This window comes from Pseudomonas sp. 65/3-MNA-CIBAN-0223 (assembly GCF_040310425.1).
GTDB lineage: Bacteria > Pseudomonadota > Gammaproteobacteria > Pseudomonadales > Pseudomonadaceae > Aquipseudomonas > Aquipseudomonas gregormendelii.
In genome coordinates this window covers 19,761-38,460 of the sequence record NZ_JBEOPV010000016.1, presented here as the reverse complement: position 1 = coordinate 38,460, position 18,700 = coordinate 19,761, and the positions used below count along the sequence as shown (strand labels likewise).

General features: G+C 61.3%; 13 protein-coding genes. 3 read left to right on the top strand and 10 right to left on the bottom strand.

Features of this window, described 5'->3' with window-relative positions; translation table 11 throughout:
• Positions 1-72 precede the first annotated feature (72 nt).
• The 6 genes from katG to AAEZ09_RS19525 all read right to left on the bottom strand — a co-directional run bounded on the left by katG (position 73) and on the right by AAEZ09_RS19525 (position 7,368).
• Positions 73-2,331 (bottom strand): catalase/peroxidase HPI, encoded by a 2,259-nt coding sequence (gene katG, locus AAEZ09_RS19550; protein ID WP_350600425.1) that lies wholly within the window; start codon positions 2,329-2,331, stop codon positions 73-75.
• Between the two features lie 228 nt (positions 2,332-2,559).
• Positions 2,560-3,573 (bottom strand): proline racemase family protein, encoded by a 1,014-nt coding sequence (locus AAEZ09_RS19545; protein WP_205892194.1) that lies wholly within the window; start codon positions 3,571-3,573, stop codon positions 2,560-2,562.
• 38 nt (positions 3,574-3,611) lie between these two features.
• A complete protein-coding gene (locus AAEZ09_RS19540) occupies positions 3,612-4,400 on the bottom strand; it encodes an ABC transporter permease (RefSeq protein WP_350600423.1) in 789 nt (262 codons plus the stop codon).
• On the bottom strand, positions 4,397-5,239 hold the full coding sequence (locus tag AAEZ09_RS19535; protein WP_045057370.1) for an ABC transporter permease: 843 nt from the start codon (positions 5,237-5,239) through the stop codon (positions 4,397-4,399). Before AAEZ09_RS19535 ends, AAEZ09_RS19540 begins: the two co-directional genes overlap by 4 nt.
• Positions 5,236-6,303, bottom strand: coding sequence for an ABC transporter ATP-binding protein (locus AAEZ09_RS19530; protein ID WP_350600422.1), 1,068 nt, complete (start codon positions 6,301-6,303; stop codon positions 5,236-5,238). The genes AAEZ09_RS19535 and AAEZ09_RS19530 overlap by 4 nt, the downstream gene beginning before the upstream one ends.
• Positions 6,304-6,318: 15 nt before the next feature.
• On the bottom strand, positions 6,319-7,368 hold the full coding sequence (locus tag AAEZ09_RS19525) for an ABC transporter substrate-binding protein (protein WP_350600420.1): 1,050 nt from the start codon (positions 7,366-7,368) through the stop codon (positions 6,319-6,321).
• Between the two features lie 116 nt (positions 7,369-7,484).
• Between AAEZ09_RS19525 and AAEZ09_RS19520 the strand changes: the two genes are divergently transcribed.
• Both AAEZ09_RS19520 and AAEZ09_RS19515 read left to right on the top strand, forming a co-directional pair.
• On the top strand, positions 7,485-8,516 hold the full coding sequence (locus tag AAEZ09_RS19520; RefSeq protein WP_350600419.1) for a GlxA family transcriptional regulator: 1,032 nt from the start codon (positions 7,485-7,487) through the stop codon (positions 8,514-8,516).
• Between the two features lie 222 nt (positions 8,517-8,738).
• Entirely contained in the window at positions 8,739-9,866 is a 1,128-nt protein-coding gene (locus AAEZ09_RS19515; protein WP_350600417.1) for a GGDEF domain-containing protein, read from the top strand.
• A 31-nt stretch (positions 9,867-9,897) separates the two neighbouring features.
• Here the strand turns inward: AAEZ09_RS19515 and AAEZ09_RS19510 are convergent, their stop codons facing one another.
• From AAEZ09_RS19510 to AAEZ09_RS19495, 4 genes are all read right to left on the bottom strand, one after another.
• Positions 9,898-12,117: an LTA synthase family protein gene (locus tag AAEZ09_RS19510; protein ID WP_350600415.1), complete on the bottom strand. Its 2,220-nt coding sequence runs from the start codon at positions 12,115-12,117 to the stop codon at positions 9,898-9,900.
• 105 nt (positions 12,118-12,222) lie between these two features.
• Entirely contained in the window at positions 12,223-14,259 is a 2,037-nt protein-coding gene (locus AAEZ09_RS19505; protein WP_205892187.1) for an LTA synthase family protein, read from the bottom strand.
• Between the two features lie 29 nt (positions 14,260-14,288).
• On the bottom strand, positions 14,289-14,900 hold the full coding sequence (locus AAEZ09_RS19500) for a hypothetical protein (protein ID WP_045057365.1): 612 nt from the start codon (positions 14,898-14,900) through the stop codon (positions 14,289-14,291).
• A complete protein-coding gene (locus AAEZ09_RS19495; protein ID WP_502947584.1) occupies positions 14,897-16,189 on the bottom strand; it encodes a sialidase family protein in 1,293 nt (430 codons plus the stop codon). Before AAEZ09_RS19495 ends, AAEZ09_RS19500 begins: the two co-directional genes overlap by 4 nt.
• 490 nt (positions 16,190-16,679) lie before the next feature.
• On the opposite strand from AAEZ09_RS19495, the gene AAEZ09_RS19490 reads away from it, so the two are divergent.
• A complete protein-coding gene (locus AAEZ09_RS19490; RefSeq protein ID WP_350600414.1) occupies positions 16,680-18,683 on the top strand; it encodes an aminotransferase class I/II-fold pyridoxal phosphate-dependent enzyme in 2,004 nt (667 codons plus the stop codon).
• Positions 18,684-18,700: the final 17 nt, after the last annotated feature.

The window sequence follows — 18,700 nt, the reverse complement described above, 5'->3', positions numbered from 1 at the left end:
TCGCCGGTGTAGCCTTCGCGCCTCAAAGCAAAACGCCTCCAGCGGGAGGCGTTTGCGTTTCAGGGCTCAGGCTTATTTCACATCGAACCGATCCAGATTCATCACCTTGGTCCACGCCGCAACGAAGTCCTTGACGAATTTTTCCTGGCTGTCGCTGCTCGCATAGACTTCGGCAAGCGCCCGCAACTGCGCATTCGATCCAAACACCAGGTCCACACGTGTCCCGGTCCATTTTACCTGGCCCGTCTTGCGGTCACGTCCCTCAAACTCCTGCGCGTCGTCCGAGGTGGGTTTCCATTCCACGCCCATGTCCAGCAGGTTGGTGAAGAAGTCGTTGGTCAAGGCTTCCGGCCGTTGGGTGAACACGCCGTGCCGGGTCTGCCCGGCGTTGGTGTTCAGCACCCGCAGGCCGCCAATCAGCGCGGTCATTTCCGGGGCCGTGAGGGTCAGCAGTTGGGCCTTGTCGATCAGCAGTGCTTCGGCCGGTACGGTGTAGCGGGTCTTGAGGAAGTTGCGAAAGCCATCGGCTACAGGTTCGAGGAAGGCGAAGGACTCAACGTCGGTCTGTTCCTGGGTTGCATCGGTCCTGCCCGGAGTGAAGGGCACGGTGAGGGTGACCCCGGCATTCTTGGCCGCCTGTTCGACGCCGGCGTTGCCCGCCAAGACGATCAGGTCCGCCAGCGAGACTTTCTTGCCCCCGTTGCTGAACTCGTTCCGGATGCTTTCAAGTTTGGCCAGCACGCTGCCCAGTTGCTCCGGCTGGTTGGCGTGCCAGGATTTCTGCGGCTCCAGGCGCAGGCGTGCGCCGTTGGCACCGCCGCGTTTGTCGGAGCCGCGGAATGTCGAAGCCGCCGCCCACGCGGTTGAAACCAGTTGCGAGACGGACAGGCCGCTGGCCAGGAGCTTGCCCTTGAGTGCGGTGACATCGCTGTCATTGATCAGCTCGTGGTCGACTTCGGGGATCGGGTCCTGCCACAGCAGTTCTTCGCTGGGCATCTCCGGCCCGAGGTAGCGCGATAGCGGGCCCATGTCGCGATGGATCAACTTGAACCAGGCGCGAGCGAAGGCGTCGGCGAGTTGGTCGGGGTTCTCCAGGAACCGCCGGGAGATGGGTTCGTAGATCGGATCGAAACGCAGCGCCAGGTCCGAGGTGAGCATGGTTGGGTTGCGGCGTTTGTTCGGGTCGTGGGCATCGGGAATGATGCCGGCGCCGGCGCCGTTTTTTGGCGTCCATTGGTGCGCGCCGGCCGGGCTTTTGGTCAGTTCCCAGTCGAAGCCGAAGAGGTTTTCCAGGTAGTTGTTGCTCCATTGGGTGGGCGTGGTGGTCCAGGTCACTTCCAGGCCGCTGGTGATGGTGTCCGGGCCTTTGCCGGTACCGAAGCTGTTTTTCCAGCCGAAACCTTGTTCCTCAAGGCCCGCCGCTTCCGGCTCCGCGCCAACATTGTCCGCAGGGCCGGCGCCGTGGGTTTTGCCGAAGGCGTGGCCACCGGCGATCAGCGCGACGGTCTCTTCGTCGTTCATGGCCATGCGGCCGAAGGTTTCGCGAATATCCAGGGCCGACTTGACCGGGTCTGGCTCGCCTTCCGGGCCTTCGGGGTTAACGTAGATGAGGCCCATTTGTACGGCGGCCAGGGGTGTTTCCAGGTGCCGACCGGGTTCGACCCGGCTGTCTTCATTTTCTCCGGGCTCGGCAACCAGTGGGCCTTCGCCGGGCTTTTGCATGGGTTCCTTGTGACCTTGATCGTAGCGACTGTCACCCGCCAGCCACTTGTTCTCCGAGCCCCAGTAGACGTCTTCATCCGGCTCCCAGACATCCGGACGGCCGCCGGAGAAACCAAAGGTCTTGAAGCCCATGGATTCCAGCGCAACGTTGCCGGTGAGGACGATCAGGTCAGCCCAGGAAATGTTACGCCCGTACTTTTGCTTGATCGGCCACAGCAGGCGGCGGGCCTTGTCCAGGCTGACGTTGTCCGGCCAGCTGTTGAGCGGGGCAAAACGTTGCTGCCCGGAGCCCGCTCCGCCACGACCATCAGCGGTGCGATAGGTGCCCGCGCTGTGCCAGGCCATGCGGATGAACAGCGGCCCGTAGTGCCCGAAGTCCGCCGGCCACCAGTCTTGCGAGTCGGTCATTAACGCGCGCAGGTCTTGCTTGAGCGCCTGGAAGTCCAGGCTCTTGAATGCCTGGGCATAGTCAAAGCCTTCGTCCAGCGGATCGGACAGGGACGAATGCTGGTGCAGGATCTTCAGGTTCAGTTGGTTAGGCCACCAGTCGCGGTTCGTCGTGCCACCGCCAGCGGCGTGATTGAACGGGCATTTCGATTCATTTGCCATGTGTGAGCTACCTTTGGGTGATCATCCGGGCTATTCGCGCCTTGTGGGAACGGCCAGCTTGTGGCGCCAGAGCAGCCCTAAGGGTAGACCCGAGTTGGGCACTCAGCTAATAGGTGGAGTGTTAGGGGACGATAGGGAAAGTCTCTTACACAGGGTGTCGGGCGGTTGCGAGGATGCGCGCGCCGCAGAGGGGCATGCCCGGCGTGGTGCACCGGGCGCGGGCAGTGGTCAGTTAACGACGAAACCTGCACCGACCGGGTCGTTACGCTCAATGACCCAGCGCGAGGTCCCCAGGATACTCGCGGTGCCCTTGACGGTCGGGCGCACCGCACGGGTACCGTTGAGGTCGACTTCACCCAACAGGCAGCCTTCAAACGTGCCGCTGCCCAGCAAGCCTTCAGACAGGATCGGCTGGTTCAGCCCGAGTTTGCCCCGGGCTTCGAACATCGCCATCATCGCGCTGGTGCCCGTGCCGCCTGGGGAGCGGTCGAGCTGGCCAGCGCTGAACACGTGGACGTTCTTGTAGAACGCTCCGTCGATGGTTGCCGGATGCCAGAACGTGATGAAGTTGAGGTCGTTGATGTGCGCCTCGGTGGGGTGCTGGATCTTCAGTTGTTTCTGGATCTGATCCCGCGCCAGCAGACCGAGGCGCGACAGTTCGCTGCCGTTCTCCGGGCTGATGCGCAGGTCACAATTGGTCAGGTCGACGATGCCGAAGTAATTGCCGCCCCAGACCAGGTCTGCCTTGAGGTCGCCATAGCCTGGCAGGTGCACCGGAATGTCCTGGGCCGCCACGTAGGCCGGGACGTTTTCGAAACGGGTCCAGAGGACTTTGTCGCCTTCAGATGCGACTTCCGCGACCACCAGCCCTGCGGTGGTTTCAAAGCGAATTTTGGTGATGCCATCAGCACCACGCGGGACCAGGCCCAGGGCAACCATGGCCATGCTGACGGCGATCGTGCCGTGGCCGCACATGTGCGAATACACACTGCCATCCATGTAGATCAGGCCTGCGTCGAATTCACTGCTCGAAGGCGGGGTGAGGAAGACGCCAAACATGTCTTTGTGGCCGCGAGGTTCCTGCATCAGCGCCTTGCGCAGCCAGTCGTAGTTCTGCTCAAGAAAGGCACGCTTGGCCAGAATGGTCGAACCTGCGGGGTAGGGGATGCCGCTGTGCACGATGCACAGTGGTTCACCTTCGGTATGGGTATAGATGACATCGAACGTGTCTTGCATACGCATGACTGAACTCCTGGCTTGCGGGATGTAGGGGTGGGGGTTTATTTGCGTTCTGACAAAAGATCGAGACCGATACACAGGTCCAGAATGATGACGGCGATGACGACCACGACGATGGTTGCCCCTGAGGCGGCAGCAATGGTTGGGTCGACGGTGTACTGCACATAGTTGAAGAGCTTCACCGGTATGGTGTTCAGGTCCGGGGTGGTGTTGAAGATCGACAGCTCAACGTTGATCCACGACGAGATGAAGGCAAAGATAGAACCGGTGACGATCCCGGGCCGGATCTGTGGCAGCACCACCAGAAAGAAGGTTGCCCAGGGGGTACCGCCCAGGTCACTGGACGCTTCCTCCAGCGCACGTTGCTCTGGCGTCAGCATCGACAGCACCGAGCGCAACACGAAGGGCGAGATGATGATGGTGTGGCCGATCAGCAGCGCGAGGAAGCTGCGGGTCAAGCCGAAGCAGCCACCAAACTGCAGCAGCGCTGCGCCGAGCACGATATGCGGGAACACCAGCGGGGACGTCAGGGCAGCCAGGATCGCCTGTTTTCCGGCGAACTCGTAACGCGCAATCGCCAGGGCCGCCGGCACGCTGAGCAGCACTGCAACACATGTCGCGACCAACGCCAGGACCGTGCTGGTGGCAAACGAGGCTACATAGCTTGGGTCGCTGAGCATCTTGGCGTACCAGTCCAGCGTCCAGCCTTGAGGCGGGAATGCGAGGAAAGACGAGGCGGTGAAGGAGACGCCCATGATCACCACCAGGGGCAACAGCATGTAGCCGAGCACTGCCCAGGCCACCAGGCGAACCAGCATTCGAGTGATCATTGATTGCTCCCTCTGACACTGCCAACCCGACCGGCAAGGCCGACCATGACCAGGGTGAAGATCAGCAGCACCACGCTCAGGGCACCGCCGTAGTTGAAGTCGAATACCGAGCTGTACTGCTGGAAAATCAACATCGACAGCACCGAGATCCTGCCGCCCGACAGCAGTGCCGGGGTGACATAGGCACTGGCTGCCAGCGTAAACACCATGATTGAGCCGGAGATGATGCCAGGCATGGTCAGCGGCAGCACCACGTGGAAAAACGTGGCCCGGGGACTGGCGCCGAGATCTTCGGAGGCTTGCTCGTAGGCCGGGTCGACCTGCGCCAGGGCATTGCCTGCCGCGAGCACGATGAATGGCAGGAGGATGTAGACCATGCCGATCAGGATGCCCAGCTCGGTGCCCAGAAACCGTACTGGAGTGTCGATCAGGCCAGTGTCCATCAGGCTCTGATTCACCAGGCCCTTGCGCCCCAGCAGCACCATCCAGCCGAACGAGCGGACGATGTTGCTGGTGAACATCGGCACCACCAGCAGGATCACACAGGCGCGCCGCCAGGCCCGCCACTTCACGACACGCACCAGGTACCAGGCCAGCGGGTAGCCCAGCAGCAAAGACACCAGGGTGGTCAGCGCGGCGATGCGGAAGGTCACCAGGATGACGTCCCAATGGTACTGATCGCCCAACACCCGAATATAGTGATCGACGGTAAAGGCCTGGTCCGCGCCCTGGGTGAAGCTGGCGAAGATCACCACGGCAAACGGCGCAAGAAAGAACGCCGCGAAAAATGCCAGGGCTGCAAAGAGCATCAGCAGCGGGGCGAGCGTCTTGCGTTTCATACCGACTCCCCGATCAGGTGCAGGTGAGCGGGGTTGAAGCCCAGGCGCACCGTGCTGCCGGCAACCATGTCCGGCCCTGGAAAGCCCATGGTGCGCGCGATGATCATTTGCCCGTCAATCAGGGCATGGATCAGCGTATGGCTGCCGACGGTAACGACGTCGCTGACGGTACCGTGGATTTCGTGGCAGCCGGGGCTCCCGCCTGCAGCTGCTTCCAGCACCTGCAAATGTTCGGGGCGCAGCACGGCCACGCCTTGTGACGGGATGGCACTTGTGTTGCGCACCAGCGGTTGGTTGCGGATGCCCAGGCGTATTTCATCGTTGCCGGTGACCTGGTAGTCGATGAGATTGGCTTCGCCGATAAAGTCAGCGACGAAACGCGAAGCCGGTGCGCTGTAGATGGCGCTGCTGGTACCGGTTTGTTCGATGCGGCCGGCATTCATCACCACGATACGATCGGCAATGGTCATCGCCTCTTCCTGGTCATGGGTGACGAAAATAAACGCAATCCCCAGCTTCGCTTGCAGATGCTTGAGCTCCAGCTGCATGCGTTTGCGCAGTTTCATGTCGAGCGCCGAGAGCGGTTCGTCGAGCAACAGCAATTTCGGTTTATTGACGATGGCCCGGGCCAATGCAACCCGCTGCTGCTGGCCGCCGGACATGCCGCTTGGGTAACGCTCGCCCAGCGCTTCGAGGCCCACCAGCGCCAGCGCTTCACGAGCCCGTTCGCGGGCTTCGCCACGGTTGACGCCCTGGCGTCGTGGGCCGTAGGCGACGTTTTCCAGCACCGTCATGTGCGGAAACAGCGCGTAGTTCTGAAAGACCGTGTTCAGTGGCCGACGGTAGGGTGGCAGGCGACTGACGTCCTGGCCGTCGATCGCAATGCTCCCGGAATCAGGCTGCATGAAACCGGCGATCGAGCGCAGCAGGGTGGTCTTGCCACAGCCGCTGGGACCCAGCAGGACGATGAACTCGCCCTGCTCGATGTCCAGGTTGATATTGTCCAATGCCTGGTAAGGCCCAAAGTTCTTGCAGACGCTGTCGATGCTCAATAAAACTGACATTGCAGACCTCTTGAGCTATTTGGCGGTGACTTTGCGGTTCCAGTCGTTGGTGACACTGGCGCGCTGGGCGTTGATCTGCGCCCAGTCGAACAGGCGCAGGTCCTTGATCGATCCGCCTGCGCCCCATGGCAACTTGCGGGCGACCTCCTGCGAGACTTCCACGCCTTTCACCGCCGGGCCCAGGTACAGCTTGCCGGCCAGGCAGGACGCCGCTTCCTGGGTCAGTGCGGTATTGATGAATTGCTCAGCGGCCTTGGTGTTGCGCGCGCCCTTGATCAGGTGCAGGCGCGCGTCGGTCGCCCATGCGCCTTCCTTGGGAATGGTGAAGCCGATGGGGGCTCCCTTGTCGATCAAGTCCCAGGCACCGACGTTGAAGTGCGCGCCGATGATCGATTCGCCACTCTGGAAAGCGTTGGTAGCGGCGCCCGAACTGTCGAAGAACAGCGCGGTGTCCAGTGCCCCCAGCTTGCTGTAAACAGGTGCCAGATCGGCGCGATCGATACCCCAGACATCGGCCATGAAGAACACGAAGGGCACCCCGGAAGAATTGGCGGGCGAGGGCAACGCTATCGCACCGGCGTACTCGGGCTTCCACAGGTCCTTCCAGCTGGTCGGTGCCTCTTTGATTTCCCGGGTGTTGTAGGTCAGGCCCAAAGAGTAGAAGCCGCTGCTGACAGCGAAGGTATGGCCCGCTTCGGCGTACAGCCCTTTTTCCTCGACGTTTTTCAGGTTGGGAATGGCTGCTGGGTCGAGGTCGGCGATCACGCCTGCCGCGTAAGCGAGTTCGCTGATGCCGCCATCCATCCACGCGACGTCGATGGCGGGGCTGGATTTTTGCTGTTGAAGCTTGGCGAGTGTCGTGGTCGAGGTGCCGACTTCCGCTGCCACGGCAATGCCGGTGGCTTTGGTGAAAGGTTCTGCAACACAATTGAGGAACGCGTCTCCCCAGTTGCCGCCGTACAACGCGACGGTCAGTTTTGGCTGATCCGCCATGGCGCCTTGCGAGGAGATGCAGCCCGCCAGCGATAGCGCGACTGTGATTTTAGTGCGGGTTGTTGTTCTCATCTCATGTCCTCTGGGGCGTGGTCGAGCTGTTCCCCTTGTCTGCATCTTGCTCGTAACGTCGATACGAGCGCTTGCACACCGGGGTCTTAAAGTTGAATAGTTGGGTCATGCCCAAAATGACTCAGAATCTCCACGATTGCCATGTGTCGAGCGGCACCGACGCGCAGGCGAACACTCGCCCGCAGTTGTCGGTGGGACTGGTGTTGCTCGACCAGTTCACCCTGGCGGCGTTTTCCGGATTTGTGGATGTGCTGCGGTTGTCTGCAGATATCGGCGGCGCCAGTCGGCAGATCCATACTGCCTGGCGTGCGATGAGCGTTGACGGGTTGCCCCGAACCTCCAGCGCCGGGATCACGCTGGAGGTTACAGGCGCATTGGAGCAGGACCTTGACCAGTTCGACTACATCGCCATCTGCGGTGGCAACGATTACCCCAATACCCATTTGCCGGGGCATTTACGGGACTGGTTGCAGCGCGCAGCAAACAGCCGCACCCGATTACTGGGCATCTGCACCGGCACCTTCGCACTCGCCCAGGCAGGTGTGGTAGGAAACCGCTCGGTCTGTGTGCACTGGAACGTGCTGGACGCGTTTCGCGCGCGGTTTCCGAAAACGCCAGCAGCGGTGGACCATCTATTCATCGACGAGGGAGATTTGATTACCTGTGCCGGTTCAACGGCGGCAATCGACCTGGGCTTGTACCTGGTGGCGCGCCACTGCGGGCGCGAAAAAGCCCAGCAGGCCGTGCGGCATATGATGTTGCAGGGGATTCGCCAGGGGCGTCAGCCCCAGGCGCATTTCTATGCGAACCTGGCGGACATCAAGGATGAGCGGGTGCGCCAGGCCGCGCACTACATCGAGCAGCGCATGGACAGCCTGCCCACGCTGGACGCCATTGCGCGCTATGTCGGCCTTGGGCGTCGGCAACTGACTCGCGCGTTCCAACAGTCGCTGGGCATTTCGCCCATGGAATTCCAGCGCTCGTTGCGGGTGGAATACGGCAGCTGGTTACTGCTCAACAGTCACAGCAGCATCACGCAAATTGCCATGGACTGCGGGTTCGCCGATGGCGCGCATTTTTCACGGGAGTTTCGCACGCGTTTTGGTTTGTCACCGCGTCAGTTCCAGCGTCAGGGACAAACCGGTTGATGCACTACAATATTGAACGTTGAACCTGTAGGAGCGAGCTAGCTCGCGAAGAACTCCAGCGCGCCGTGGGGTATCAAGTTCTCCGCGTTATCGTTGACGATCCCCGCGAGCAGGCTCGCTGCTGCAACGAATTTCTTCGCAAATGAGTGTTATTCAATAGCGGGCGCTAGTGGCGGGGTGCCACAATCGTTCTTTTCGCGGCAGCATGATCAGGCGGATCACATGGATCGAATTGGGCCTCGGTACGACCAGCAAACGCAGATCGCCGATCAGGTGCGCTCGGACCGGTTGCACCAGTTGTTTCACCAATCGGTTTCTGCGGTATTTGGCAGTTACCTGGCCGCTCTCATGCTGTGCTGGCTATGCTGGGACAACCTGGATCACAACGTGGTGTTTTCCTGGATCGCCTTGTTGTCGGTGTCGTCGTTATTGCGTCTGGGAATGTTTATTGCCTATTTCCGCAGCCCCGACCTGGAGCGTACCCCGCAACGCTGGGAGCTCATATACTGGCTGACGCTGGTCCTGTCGGCAGGCATCTGGGGGGGCGGGGCACTGGCGGTGATGCCCACGAACGACCTGTTATCCCAGGCGCTGGTCATGTTGTTCGCGGTGGGGATGTCGGTCAGCGCCGTGTCCTGCTATTCGTCCTATAGCCACATGACCCTGGCGTCGATAGCCCTGGTGTTGCTGCCCTGTACTGTCTGGCTGTTGTTCCAGTCGTCAACGATTCAGGTGGGCATGGCCCTGGCGGTGCTGGTGTTCGCTTCTTTTGTAGCCGGCGCGACCCGCAAGTTGTCCCAGGCGCTGGAAACTGCCTTTCGCCTGACCCGGGAAATGGAACAGGCGCACAGCATTTCCACCCGCGCCGCGCAGACCGACGAGCTCACCGGATTGAACAATCGGCGTGCGTTCTTCGAGCAAGCGCAGCAGTTGTACAGCCACTGCATGAATCACCGATTGCCACTGTGCGTGGTAATGCTGGACATGGATCATTTCAAGCACATCAATGACACCTACGGTCATCAGGTCGGGGACCAGGTGTTGCGGCAGATGGGGGTGGTGATCAGCAAGTCGTTCCGGCCTACGGATGTGTATGGACGCTTAGGTGGCGAGGAGTTCGCGGTGTTGTTGCCCGACACTTGCATCGAGGTGGCGCTGGATATTGCAGAGCAGGTCACGAGCTCCATCGCAGGGTCGATGACCGGGCCGGTGCACTGCATCACGGCCAGCCTGGGGGTCGCGTCGATGGGGAGCGAGGATCATGATTTGCACAGCCTGATGAACAACGCGGACAAGGCGTTGTACCGTGCCAAGGCGCGAGGGCGTAACCAGGTGGCGGTGTCGGAGTAACGCAAGGCTGCTCAGACCGCGCCCCCGTCACTCAGCTGGACTCCGCCGTATCATCATCAAGGGTTTCGCCAACCGGTTCTTCCTGCCCCGGCAATTCGGTAATCACGCTGAAGTCACTGACCTCGACGGCGCCTGTGCCGTATCCCAGCAAGTGGAAAGAAAAAGCCTTGCGCGACTCGGGATTGTCGAAGCTGAAGTCCATCTCCAGCGGCTGGTCGGCGGTGACCAGCATTTCAGCCGGCAACCCTACTTGAACGTCCCGTTCGAATTCCTTGGTCTTGAGCAGGATGTAGGCATTGTCCTGGCTGTCGACCGAGCGCACGGTCAGGCGCACCCGGGTGTGCGAGCCCTTGGGCATTTCCAGGTATTGCGCGCCGATGAGGTTGTCGGCCCAGTCATCCTTGATTTGCGCCTGCAGCGGAATGCTTGCCGGGCTGCCGAACTGATAACGCTGGTTCAGGGGCGTCTGCATCAGGGTTTGATCCAGGGCCGTGGCGCGCGCAGCAATCTGCCGGGCACGCTGGCCGCCGTATTGGCCGAGCAGCTTCGCCCGCTCTGCGATGAAGCCTTCACTGGCGTAGTACCGGCAGCGTTGCTGGAAATCGCACTCGGTAAAGGTGCCCTGGCCATCGTGATAGCGCAGGTTGCCGTTGGTGTAGGACATGATCTCGCGCCCGGTGGCGTAGTCGCGAAACAGTGAGCGGCCGCTCAGGGTGGCCGGCACGGGCAGGGCGAAGTAGTCGAGGATCGACGTACTCAAGTCCACGTGGCCGTACACCCCGGGCTTGATGTGTGGCAACTGCGCCTGATCCGGTGCGAGGGTCAGGTTGAATCCCCATGATGAAGCAAGGCGCACGCCATCGATGCCATGGGACTCGTCGGAGGTGATCACCACCAGGGTGTCCTTGAGCACGCCCTGGCGCTCCAGGTCGCTGAGGAACTGGTCGAGGGCATCATCCAGGTAACCGACCGCTGCCTGCTTGGGGGTGTCGTAGCGTTGCAGGTAGTCTTCGGGGGCGGAATAGGGCTGGTGGGTGCCGACGGTGAGCAGGGTCAGCATCCACGGTTGTTTTTGTTTCTTGAGCTGGCCGACATAGTCCAGCGCACCTTCGAAGAAGGCCTTGTCGTCCTTGCCCCACGGGAAGTCCAGATACGATGCGTTGGTGAACCATTCAAGGCCCAGGGTCGTGTCGAAGCCGATGTGCGGCATGATCTTGTCTTTGGCCATGAAGCGCAGGCCGGCACCCTGGAGGTAATGCGTGGCAAAGCCGTTCTTGCGCAGCTGTGCCGGCAGGCAGTCCTGGTTGCGCGCGCTTTGGGTGAGCATCTCCACGCCTTTGGGAGTGCCGTTGTCGAGTTTGTCGTAGTCACCGCAGAGCATGGCGTACAGGCCGCGGATGGTCTGGTGGCTGTGCAGCACGTAGTCAGGGGTGTTCATGCCGCGTTGCGCCCAGCGACTGAGTCGCGGCATCAGGTCCTCCTGATAGCTGCTGTGCAACGCTTCGCGGTTGGCCCCGATGTAGGCACCGGGAATGCCTTCCAGGGCGATGACCAGCACATTACGCGCCTGTCCGCGACCGGCCAGCAGCCGCTGGCCGTCCAGGTCGAGTTGGACCAGGCCAGCCATCTGCGGCGGCACGTCGACGACGTCGCCCTCCAGCCATTCCTCCACCGCCATCTGCACGTTGCCCGTGCCAGCGGCCATCAATTGATGGGGCAGGTTGTAGACCCGCCACTGATCGGCATCAGTAGGCTGCAAGTGCTGCGCTCCCCAGTGGGCAATGAGCAGCAGCAGCGGAGCGCTCCAGGCATGACGGGGCAGGGACGGCGAGGGGGTCGAGGGCGCCAGCCAATGGCTGAGCAACCATGCGCCCAGTGCGACCAGCAACGAGGCTGCCAGCCAGGGCTGGGCGAAGCCGCCACCGGTGGAGTTTTCCAGGAACTGCGGGTCGATCAGGTAATGCACATCCGACACGTTGGGCAACCGGCCGACGGCACTGACCAGCTCGGCGCTGGCCACCGTCAGGAAGCCCCATGCCAGCAACACCGGCAGTGCCAGCCACCAGGGGCGACGATGCAACAGCACCAGCAGCAGGCTGCCGATGGCCAGGTCCGACAAATATCCGTGAGGATTTGACCAGCCCAGTGCTGCGCGCAGGCACAGGGGCACGACCAGTACCAGGCCGAGCAGGGCAATAAGACGCGCGTAGGGTTGCTGCAACCCGAGACGGAGTTTGTTCACAAAATACATTCCAGCCACTAAATCGTCACACAAGTGTGCTGGATGGTATCAAGTGCCGGCAAAACTGGCCCGGATATATAAGGTCACATTTGTCCGCCAGCACTTGTCAGGCCGTTACTTGCGCACGTTCTGGTAGAGCATCAGCCTCGAAGTTTCGTGCATGCCTCGGGTCAATTGCACGAGGCGCTTGAACTCCTCGGGGTTCTGCCGGGCCACGTCATCCGTCGGGGTCATCGACGCCAGGTCGTGCAAGGTCGGCGAGCTGCCGTCGTGTTCCATCTGCACCATGAAATGCTGGGTCACGCCGGCAATCAGCGGGAAGGTGCCCTCACGCAGGACCAGCGGCACCACGCGTTCGCCTTCGGGGGCGGGTTGCTGGATATCCCGGCCCATGCCGCTGTTGCGAAACTCCAGGCCCGCCATGCCGGCCACGGTGGGCAGCAAATCCACCAGGCCCACGGCTTCCTCGACGGTGCGCGAGCCCAGCAGCGCAGGGGCATGGATGATCATCGGCACGGCATTGCTTTCCAGGCCCAGCTGTTCGTAGGCCGGGGCCAGAAACGGGATCTGCGCGATGCGGGTGTTGTGATCGCCAAACAGCACGAAAATGGTGTTCTCGTACCAGCCGCCTGCCTTGGCGATTTCCATCAGGCGACCGATGTTGAAGTCCAGCAGGCGCACGGCGTTGTACTGCTCGACACTGCGCGAGCCGGCAGCCTGAACTTCGGCCAGGGTCGGGTGCTTGACCTCGAAGCCGTCATTGAGCGCGGGGATGGTAAAAGGGCGATGATTGCCGGCGGTTTGCACATAGGCAAAGAACGGTTTGTCCTTGGGCAGCGCCTGCAGGATCGTGTCGGTTTCCTTGAACAGGTCCAGGTCGGAAATCCCCCAGACATCGACGACCGGCGCTTTCCAGTCGCGCTCCTCGTACAACCGCACGCCATCGATGCTCTGGCGAATCAGCGCGTTCATGTTGGCCCAGCCGGAGTTGCCGCCGATGGTGTAGATCTTCTCGTAGCCGGTGAAGGCGTTGATCAGGGTGTTCTGCTGGGTGATCAGCGGGTTGCGCGTCGCGGTTTCCTGGCGGGTGACATCGGGCACCCCGGAAATGCTCGCCCACACGGTTTTTGCGGTGCCGGTGACTGGCACGTAGAAATGCTCGAAGAACCAGCTCTGCTTGGCGAGCCGGTCAATGTTCGGCGTCGGATCGATCGGGTTGCCGTAGGCCCCGACAGCGCTGGTACCCAGGGATTCGAGCATCACGAACATCACGTTCGGTGGGCGCGAGCCGGGAATCTTGTAGGGTTGCGGCGCCTGGTGCCTAACAAAATTGAGGGTTTGCGCGTCCGGCTGGTCGACGCCCAGGTAGCGGGACATGACTGCGTAGTGCTCGCGCACCTGCTGTTCGTCGTACCGGGACTGGCCAACCTTGACCGTGTCGTAGAGGAAAATCACCGGGTTCAGGCCCAATGCCGCGATCTGGTTGTTGCTGGAGAAAAACGCATCGCTCCAGCGCAGGGGAACCGGATTTTCCAGGTTCATGTTTTCTACTCGGCCGAGGATGCCCAGCAGCACCAGCACCACCATCAACGCACTGCCCCAGGTGGCGGAGAGTGGGTGAATGACCTTGCGCGGGCGATCCAGCGTGACCCGTTCCAAGCGCACCAAGGCAAGGGTCACCAGCGCTACCGTGGCCAGCCAGCCGAGGCTGATCCAGATCACCGGGTACGTCTGCCAGACCATGTCGCGGGAGATCTGCGCGTCCTCGATGAAGCGCAGCACGGTGGCATTGATGCGCACACCAAGGTAGGCGTAGTGACCAAAATCGATGATGTAGATCAGCAGCAGAACACTCAGGGCCGCCACCAGATAGACCCTGGCGACAAGGCGCAGCACGCGGCTGGTGGTCAGGTTCCAGCGCGGAATCCACGCCAGCAACGCCAGGGGCAACACGGTGAGGATGGCCAGGCGCAAGTCGAAACGAAAGCCGATGCCCAGGGTTTCCACAATGGCGGGTTGGGCGCTCAGGGCGCTAGAGTCAAACCCTGAAAAGCCGAAGAAGAACACGACTCGCAATACCGCGAACAGCGCAAACACGATCGCGGTCGCGCCCAACCAGTAATGCAAGCGTCTCGATTGCAACCAACCCATCCCTGTTCCCCTGTTTAAAGTCGTTAAATCTAAATGGACCTGTGGCTAGCCGATCCACGCCGGCTGAGGAACCAGCGATAGGCCTGGCGGGTGCCGAGCACCAGCAGCGCAACGCAGCAATACAGCCCCAGCAGTGGATCCACCAGGTAATCCCAATAGTTGTGCGAAGGTTTGAGCCCCACCATAAAGGCCAGGGTCGCGCCCGCCAGCATGGCCACTGCCAGGCCGTTGCGCAGGTAGTACAGGCCGAGTGTCAGCAAGGCAATCAGGGTCAGCAGCACGCGCGGGCTGAAACCCAGCCGGTATGGATCGACGTACGTCCAGCCCAGCGTCGCCGGATACAACAGCACGGCCATGGCGGCGAAGATCACCAGCACGCCGACATATCCACGTGGCGCAGGCGCGAGGATTTCCAGGCGGCGCAGGCACGCCCACGCCATCAGGATCATCGTGGTAATCGCCAGGTCATCGATGTGACTGCGCAGATAAGCCGCCACCGTCAAACCGTCCAGAGGAATGAAACTGGCGGCGAGCAAGGCCAGCAGCAGCCCCCCGCGCCAGAGCCGGCCGAGGCCAAAGCCGGGCAGCAGGAGGAATATGATCATTGCGAAACTGAGATGGGCTTGCCACAGGTTGATCATTTCAGGCGCTCGGACAGCCAGGCTTCGTTGAAGGTGACGTGCTTGATGAAGGTGTTGTTCCAGGAATAAACCAGGTGATACATGCCGTCTGGGCTGCGGATGAAGTAGGGGTACTCGTACTCGAACTCACACCCGCGACTGGTGCAGACCCTGGTGTCCAGGTTGCTCAGGAACTGCGCTTCCAGTGGCTGGCGCAGCGCTCCGCTGGAGTCGCGAAATTTCTGGCCGATGATGTCCTTGTAGGCTTGCGGGGAAAACGGCCCGCCTTCCGGGTCAGGTGATTTATCCAGGTCGCGCAGGGCGCGCCAGTCGTCCATTTTAGCATCGGTGCCGTACAGGCTCAGCTTGAAACGGCCTTCGCGCAGGTCATTGAGTGCCACCAGCAAGCCATGTTTCGGCGTGGCGACCGCTGCCAGCGAAGAGTTTGGGTTGGACGGGTCCAGCGGATAGGGTTCGCTCCAGGTTTGCCCGGCGTCTTCGGTGCGCGTTGCCAGCACTCGGTGGTGGGTCTCGCCGGCATAGCGCAGCAGGGCCACGCCGCGCTGGCCATCCAGCGGCACCACCGTCGGCTGCAAAGAATTGGTGCCACGACTGATACGGAATTTGTCGATGACATCGCCGTCCGGGCTCAGGTACAGGTACTCGGCAAACTTGCCGAGAAACTCGTGATACACCGGAAGGCCGATCGAACCATCGGCATGAAACACGGGTGCCGAACGCACCAGGGTACTGATATTCAGAAAGGGCGAGGTGATCAACTGGCGCGGCGCAGACCAGTTATCGCCTAAGTCATCGGAGACCATCACATTGACTGCACTGCCGGCCCAACCACCCATCGACACCGAGACATAGAAGAGCCACAGGCGATTGTCCGGCGCCAGCGCCACGACCGGGTTGCCAAGCTTGCGAATGTATTTTCGAGTGCCTTGCTGGGTCGACTGCCGAGTCGCCAACACCTGCTCCGCGCCCCATTCACCGGTTTTCGCGTTGAACCGGGCGGAACGCACCTGCACGTCTGCAGCGCCTTCGCGGGTGCCGGCGAACCAGACCGACATCAGGCTGCCGTCAGGCAGTGCGGTAACCGCCGAGGAATGCACAAAGTCCACCAGGCCAGAGGACGCGAAGCGACTGGTGTAGACGGGCTTGGCCACTTTGTCGGCCACCGCCATCACCGGGCTCATCAGGGCGAAGGAGGAATGGACAGCGGCAGGGTGGGTAAACCAGGCGCCCGCGAACAGGCACACCAACACAACGTAAACGGCAAGGCGGGGAGGATTGATGCGCATCATACGGCTCGGCATCTCAAGGGGCCTGATCGAGCGGCGTAACCTATCACTAGTAGTTCTATATTCGGAGTTAAGCCAGGAGTGTATTTGTAAGGGGATGTTTGTATCTGCTGGGACTTTCGGCGAGCGCATGTACTCAGTAGGGCTGAAAGTCCCGTCTCAGAGACGTCGATGCGTGAATGGAAAAACTCCTGAACTGGAAGTTCGCGCTATTAGCTTTAGATGTTTGGTACGAAACCCATCAACCGAAAGGATGAATAACGTCGGCCTTGGTAGATGTGTGTCGCCGGCCCTGCTCGTGATGCGGCCCGCACATTCACAGCAAAAGCGTACCTTGAAACGGCAGCACTGTCGTAAAAACGACCTCTTGACACTGAACACGAATCTGCAGGAATTATCTGTTGAACGACTGTTCAGCTTCGATTATGTTGAGACCCACTTCCCCGGCTGGTAGCGCGGGCTTGCGTTTCTTCTTATCGAACGAGGCACTTGCATGCGGTTTTCACCCTTTGTTCAGCGGATAACTGGTGACGGCGTTGCCGCCTGGGATATTCACTACGCAGCGTATGAAGCCCAGCGCCGGGGCGAGGATGTGATTATCCTCAGCGTCGGCGATCCGGACTTCCCCACCCCTGACTTCATCACTGACGCCGCCATTCATGCCCTGCGTGAGGGCGATACCCACTACACCGAAATCGCCGGTCGCCTGAAATTGCGCGAAGCGATTGCCGCCCGCCATAGCCCCCTGTTCCACCGTGAGCTGCACGCGTCCAACGTGATTTTGACGGCAGGGGCGCAGAATGCCCTGTTCGCCGCATCAATGTGCCTGCTGACAGCTGGCGACGAAGTGATCGCCCTGGACCCGATGTACGTCACCTACGAGGCTACCCTGAAGGCGTCCGGCGCGACGCTGGTGCGCGTACCGTGCGCTGCCGATGGCGGTTTTCGCCTGGATGCCGCAGTGCTGGCCAAGGCCATTACCCCGCGCACCAAAGCCCTGTTCCTGTCCAACCCGAACAACCCTACCGGCGTCGTGCTCAATCGCGAAGAATTGCAGGCGATCGCCGAGCTGGCCGTTGTCCATGACTTGTGGGTGGTAGTGGATGAAGTCTATGAAAGCCTGACGTTCGAGCGTGAGCACCTGAGCCTGGCAGCGATGCCGGGCATGGCCGAACGTTGCGTGGTGATCGGCAGCCTGTCGAAATCCCACGCCATGACCGGCTGGCGCATCGGCTGGATCATCGCCAACGAAACCCTGGTGGCCCACGTCGAAAACCTGGTGCTGAGCATGCTCTATGGCCTGCCGGGTTTTGTCATGGAGGCGTCACTCAAGGCCGTGCAGTCCCATGCGGACGTCACCCACGGCATGCGTGACATTTACCGCCGTCGCCGCGACCTGGTGGTGAAGAGCCTGGCGGATTGTCGCGGGATATCGGTACTCAACCCGGACGCGGGGATGTTTGTGCTGCTGGACGGGCGCAGCACCGGCCTGACGTCGCTGGAATTTGCCTGGCGGCTGCTGCGCGAGGCGCATGTTTCGGTATTGGATGCGGCTGCATTCGGTGAGCCGGCCCAGGGTTTTGTGCGGCTCTCGTTTACCCAAGGCGAAGAGCGATTGGCCGAGGCCTGCCAGCGCATTCGCAAATTTGTCCTGGTTTTGAGCGGTGAAGCGCCGCGCCCGGTGATCAATCGGGTGAGCAGCGAGGCGACGATCGAGGCGGTGGCCCGCAAGACCATGATCGAAGTCGATCGCCTGCACAAACGCTTTGGCAATATCGAGGTGCTCAAGGGTGTTTCGCTGACCGCCCGTGAAGGTGAAGTGATCTCCCTGATTGGCGCCAGCGGCTCGGGTAAAAGTACCTTGCTGCGTTGCATCAATATGCTCGAAATACCCGACCAGGGCCGCATCCTGGTGGATGGCGAAAGCATCCATCTGAACCAGAATCGGCCGGGGGCGCCATTGGTGTCCGACGCCAAACAACTGGTGCGGATCCGTTCGAGCCTGGGCATGGTGTTCCAGAACTTCAACCTCTGGCCCCATCGCACCGTGCTGGAAAACCTTATCGAAGCACCGACCCAGGTCCTGCGAGAAAGCCGCGCGGAGGCCACCGAGCGGGCCGAAGCCTTACTCGAGCGCGTGGGACTGGCGGCCAAGCGCAACGAGTACCCGGCGTTTCTTTCTGGTGGCCAGCAGCAACGGGTCGCCATCGCCCGGGCCTTGGCCATGCGGCCCAAGGTCATGCTGTTCGATGAACCCACCTCGGCACTCGACCCGGAACTGGTCGGCGAAGTGCTGCGGGTGATCCGCTCTCTCGCCGAAGAAGGCCGGACCATGATCCTGGTGACCCATGAAATGGCCTTCGCACGCGATGTCTCCTCCAAGGTCGCCTTCCTGCACCAGGGGCTGATCGAAGAAACCGGTTCGCCGGACGATGTGTTCGTACACCCACGCAGCGAGCGTTGCCGACAATTCGTCAACGCTCATCAGACTCGCTGATCAATAAAAAGACGGGG

What these genes read in the sequence shown, in the direction of transcription:
- katG (WP_350600425.1), bottom strand. Translation starts at nt 2,331, where the DNA reads ATGGCAAATGAATCGAAATGCCCGTTCAATCACGCCGCTGGCGGTGGC.
- AAEZ09_RS19545 (WP_205892194.1), bottom strand. Translation starts at nt 3,573, where the DNA reads ATGCGTATGCAAGACACGTTCGATGTCATCTATACCCATACCGAAGGT.
- AAEZ09_RS19540 (WP_350600423.1), bottom strand. Translation starts at nt 4,400, where the DNA reads ATGATCACTCGAATGCTGGTTCGCCTGGTGGCCTGGGCAGTGCTCGGC.
- AAEZ09_RS19535 (WP_045057370.1), bottom strand. Translation starts at nt 5,239, where the DNA reads ATGAAACGCAAGACGCTCGCCCCGCTGCTGATGCTCTTTGCAGCCCTG.
- AAEZ09_RS19530 (WP_350600422.1), bottom strand. Translation starts at nt 6,303, where the DNA reads ATGTCAGTTTTATTGAGCATCGACAGCGTCTGCAAGAACTTTGGGCCT.
- AAEZ09_RS19525 (WP_350600420.1), bottom strand. Translation starts at nt 7,368, where the DNA reads ATGAGAACAACAACCCGCACTAAAATCACAGTCGCGCTATCGCTGGCG.
- AAEZ09_RS19520 (WP_350600419.1), top strand. Translation starts at nt 7,485, where the DNA reads ATGACTCAGAATCTCCACGATTGCCATGTGTCGAGCGGCACCGACGCG.
- AAEZ09_RS19515 (WP_350600417.1), top strand. Translation starts at nt 8,739, where the DNA reads ATGGATCGAATTGGGCCTCGGTACGACCAGCAAACGCAGATCGCCGAT.
- AAEZ09_RS19510 (WP_350600415.1), bottom strand. Translation starts at nt 12,117, where the DNA reads ATGTATTTTGTGAACAAACTCCGTCTCGGGTTGCAGCAACCCTACGCG.
- AAEZ09_RS19505 (WP_205892187.1), bottom strand. Translation starts at nt 14,259, where the DNA reads ATGGGTTGGTTGCAATCGAGACGCTTGCATTACTGGTTGGGCGCGACC.
- AAEZ09_RS19500 (WP_045057365.1), bottom strand. Translation starts at nt 14,900, where the DNA reads ATGATCAACCTGTGGCAAGCCCATCTCAGTTTCGCAATGATCATATTC.
- AAEZ09_RS19495 (WP_502947584.1), bottom strand. Translation starts at nt 16,189, where the DNA reads ATGATGCGCATCAATCCTCCCCGCCTTGCCGTTTACGTTGTGTTGGTG.
- AAEZ09_RS19490 (WP_350600414.1), top strand. Translation starts at nt 16,680, where the DNA reads ATGCGGTTTTCACCCTTTGTTCAGCGGATAACTGGTGACGGCGTTGCC.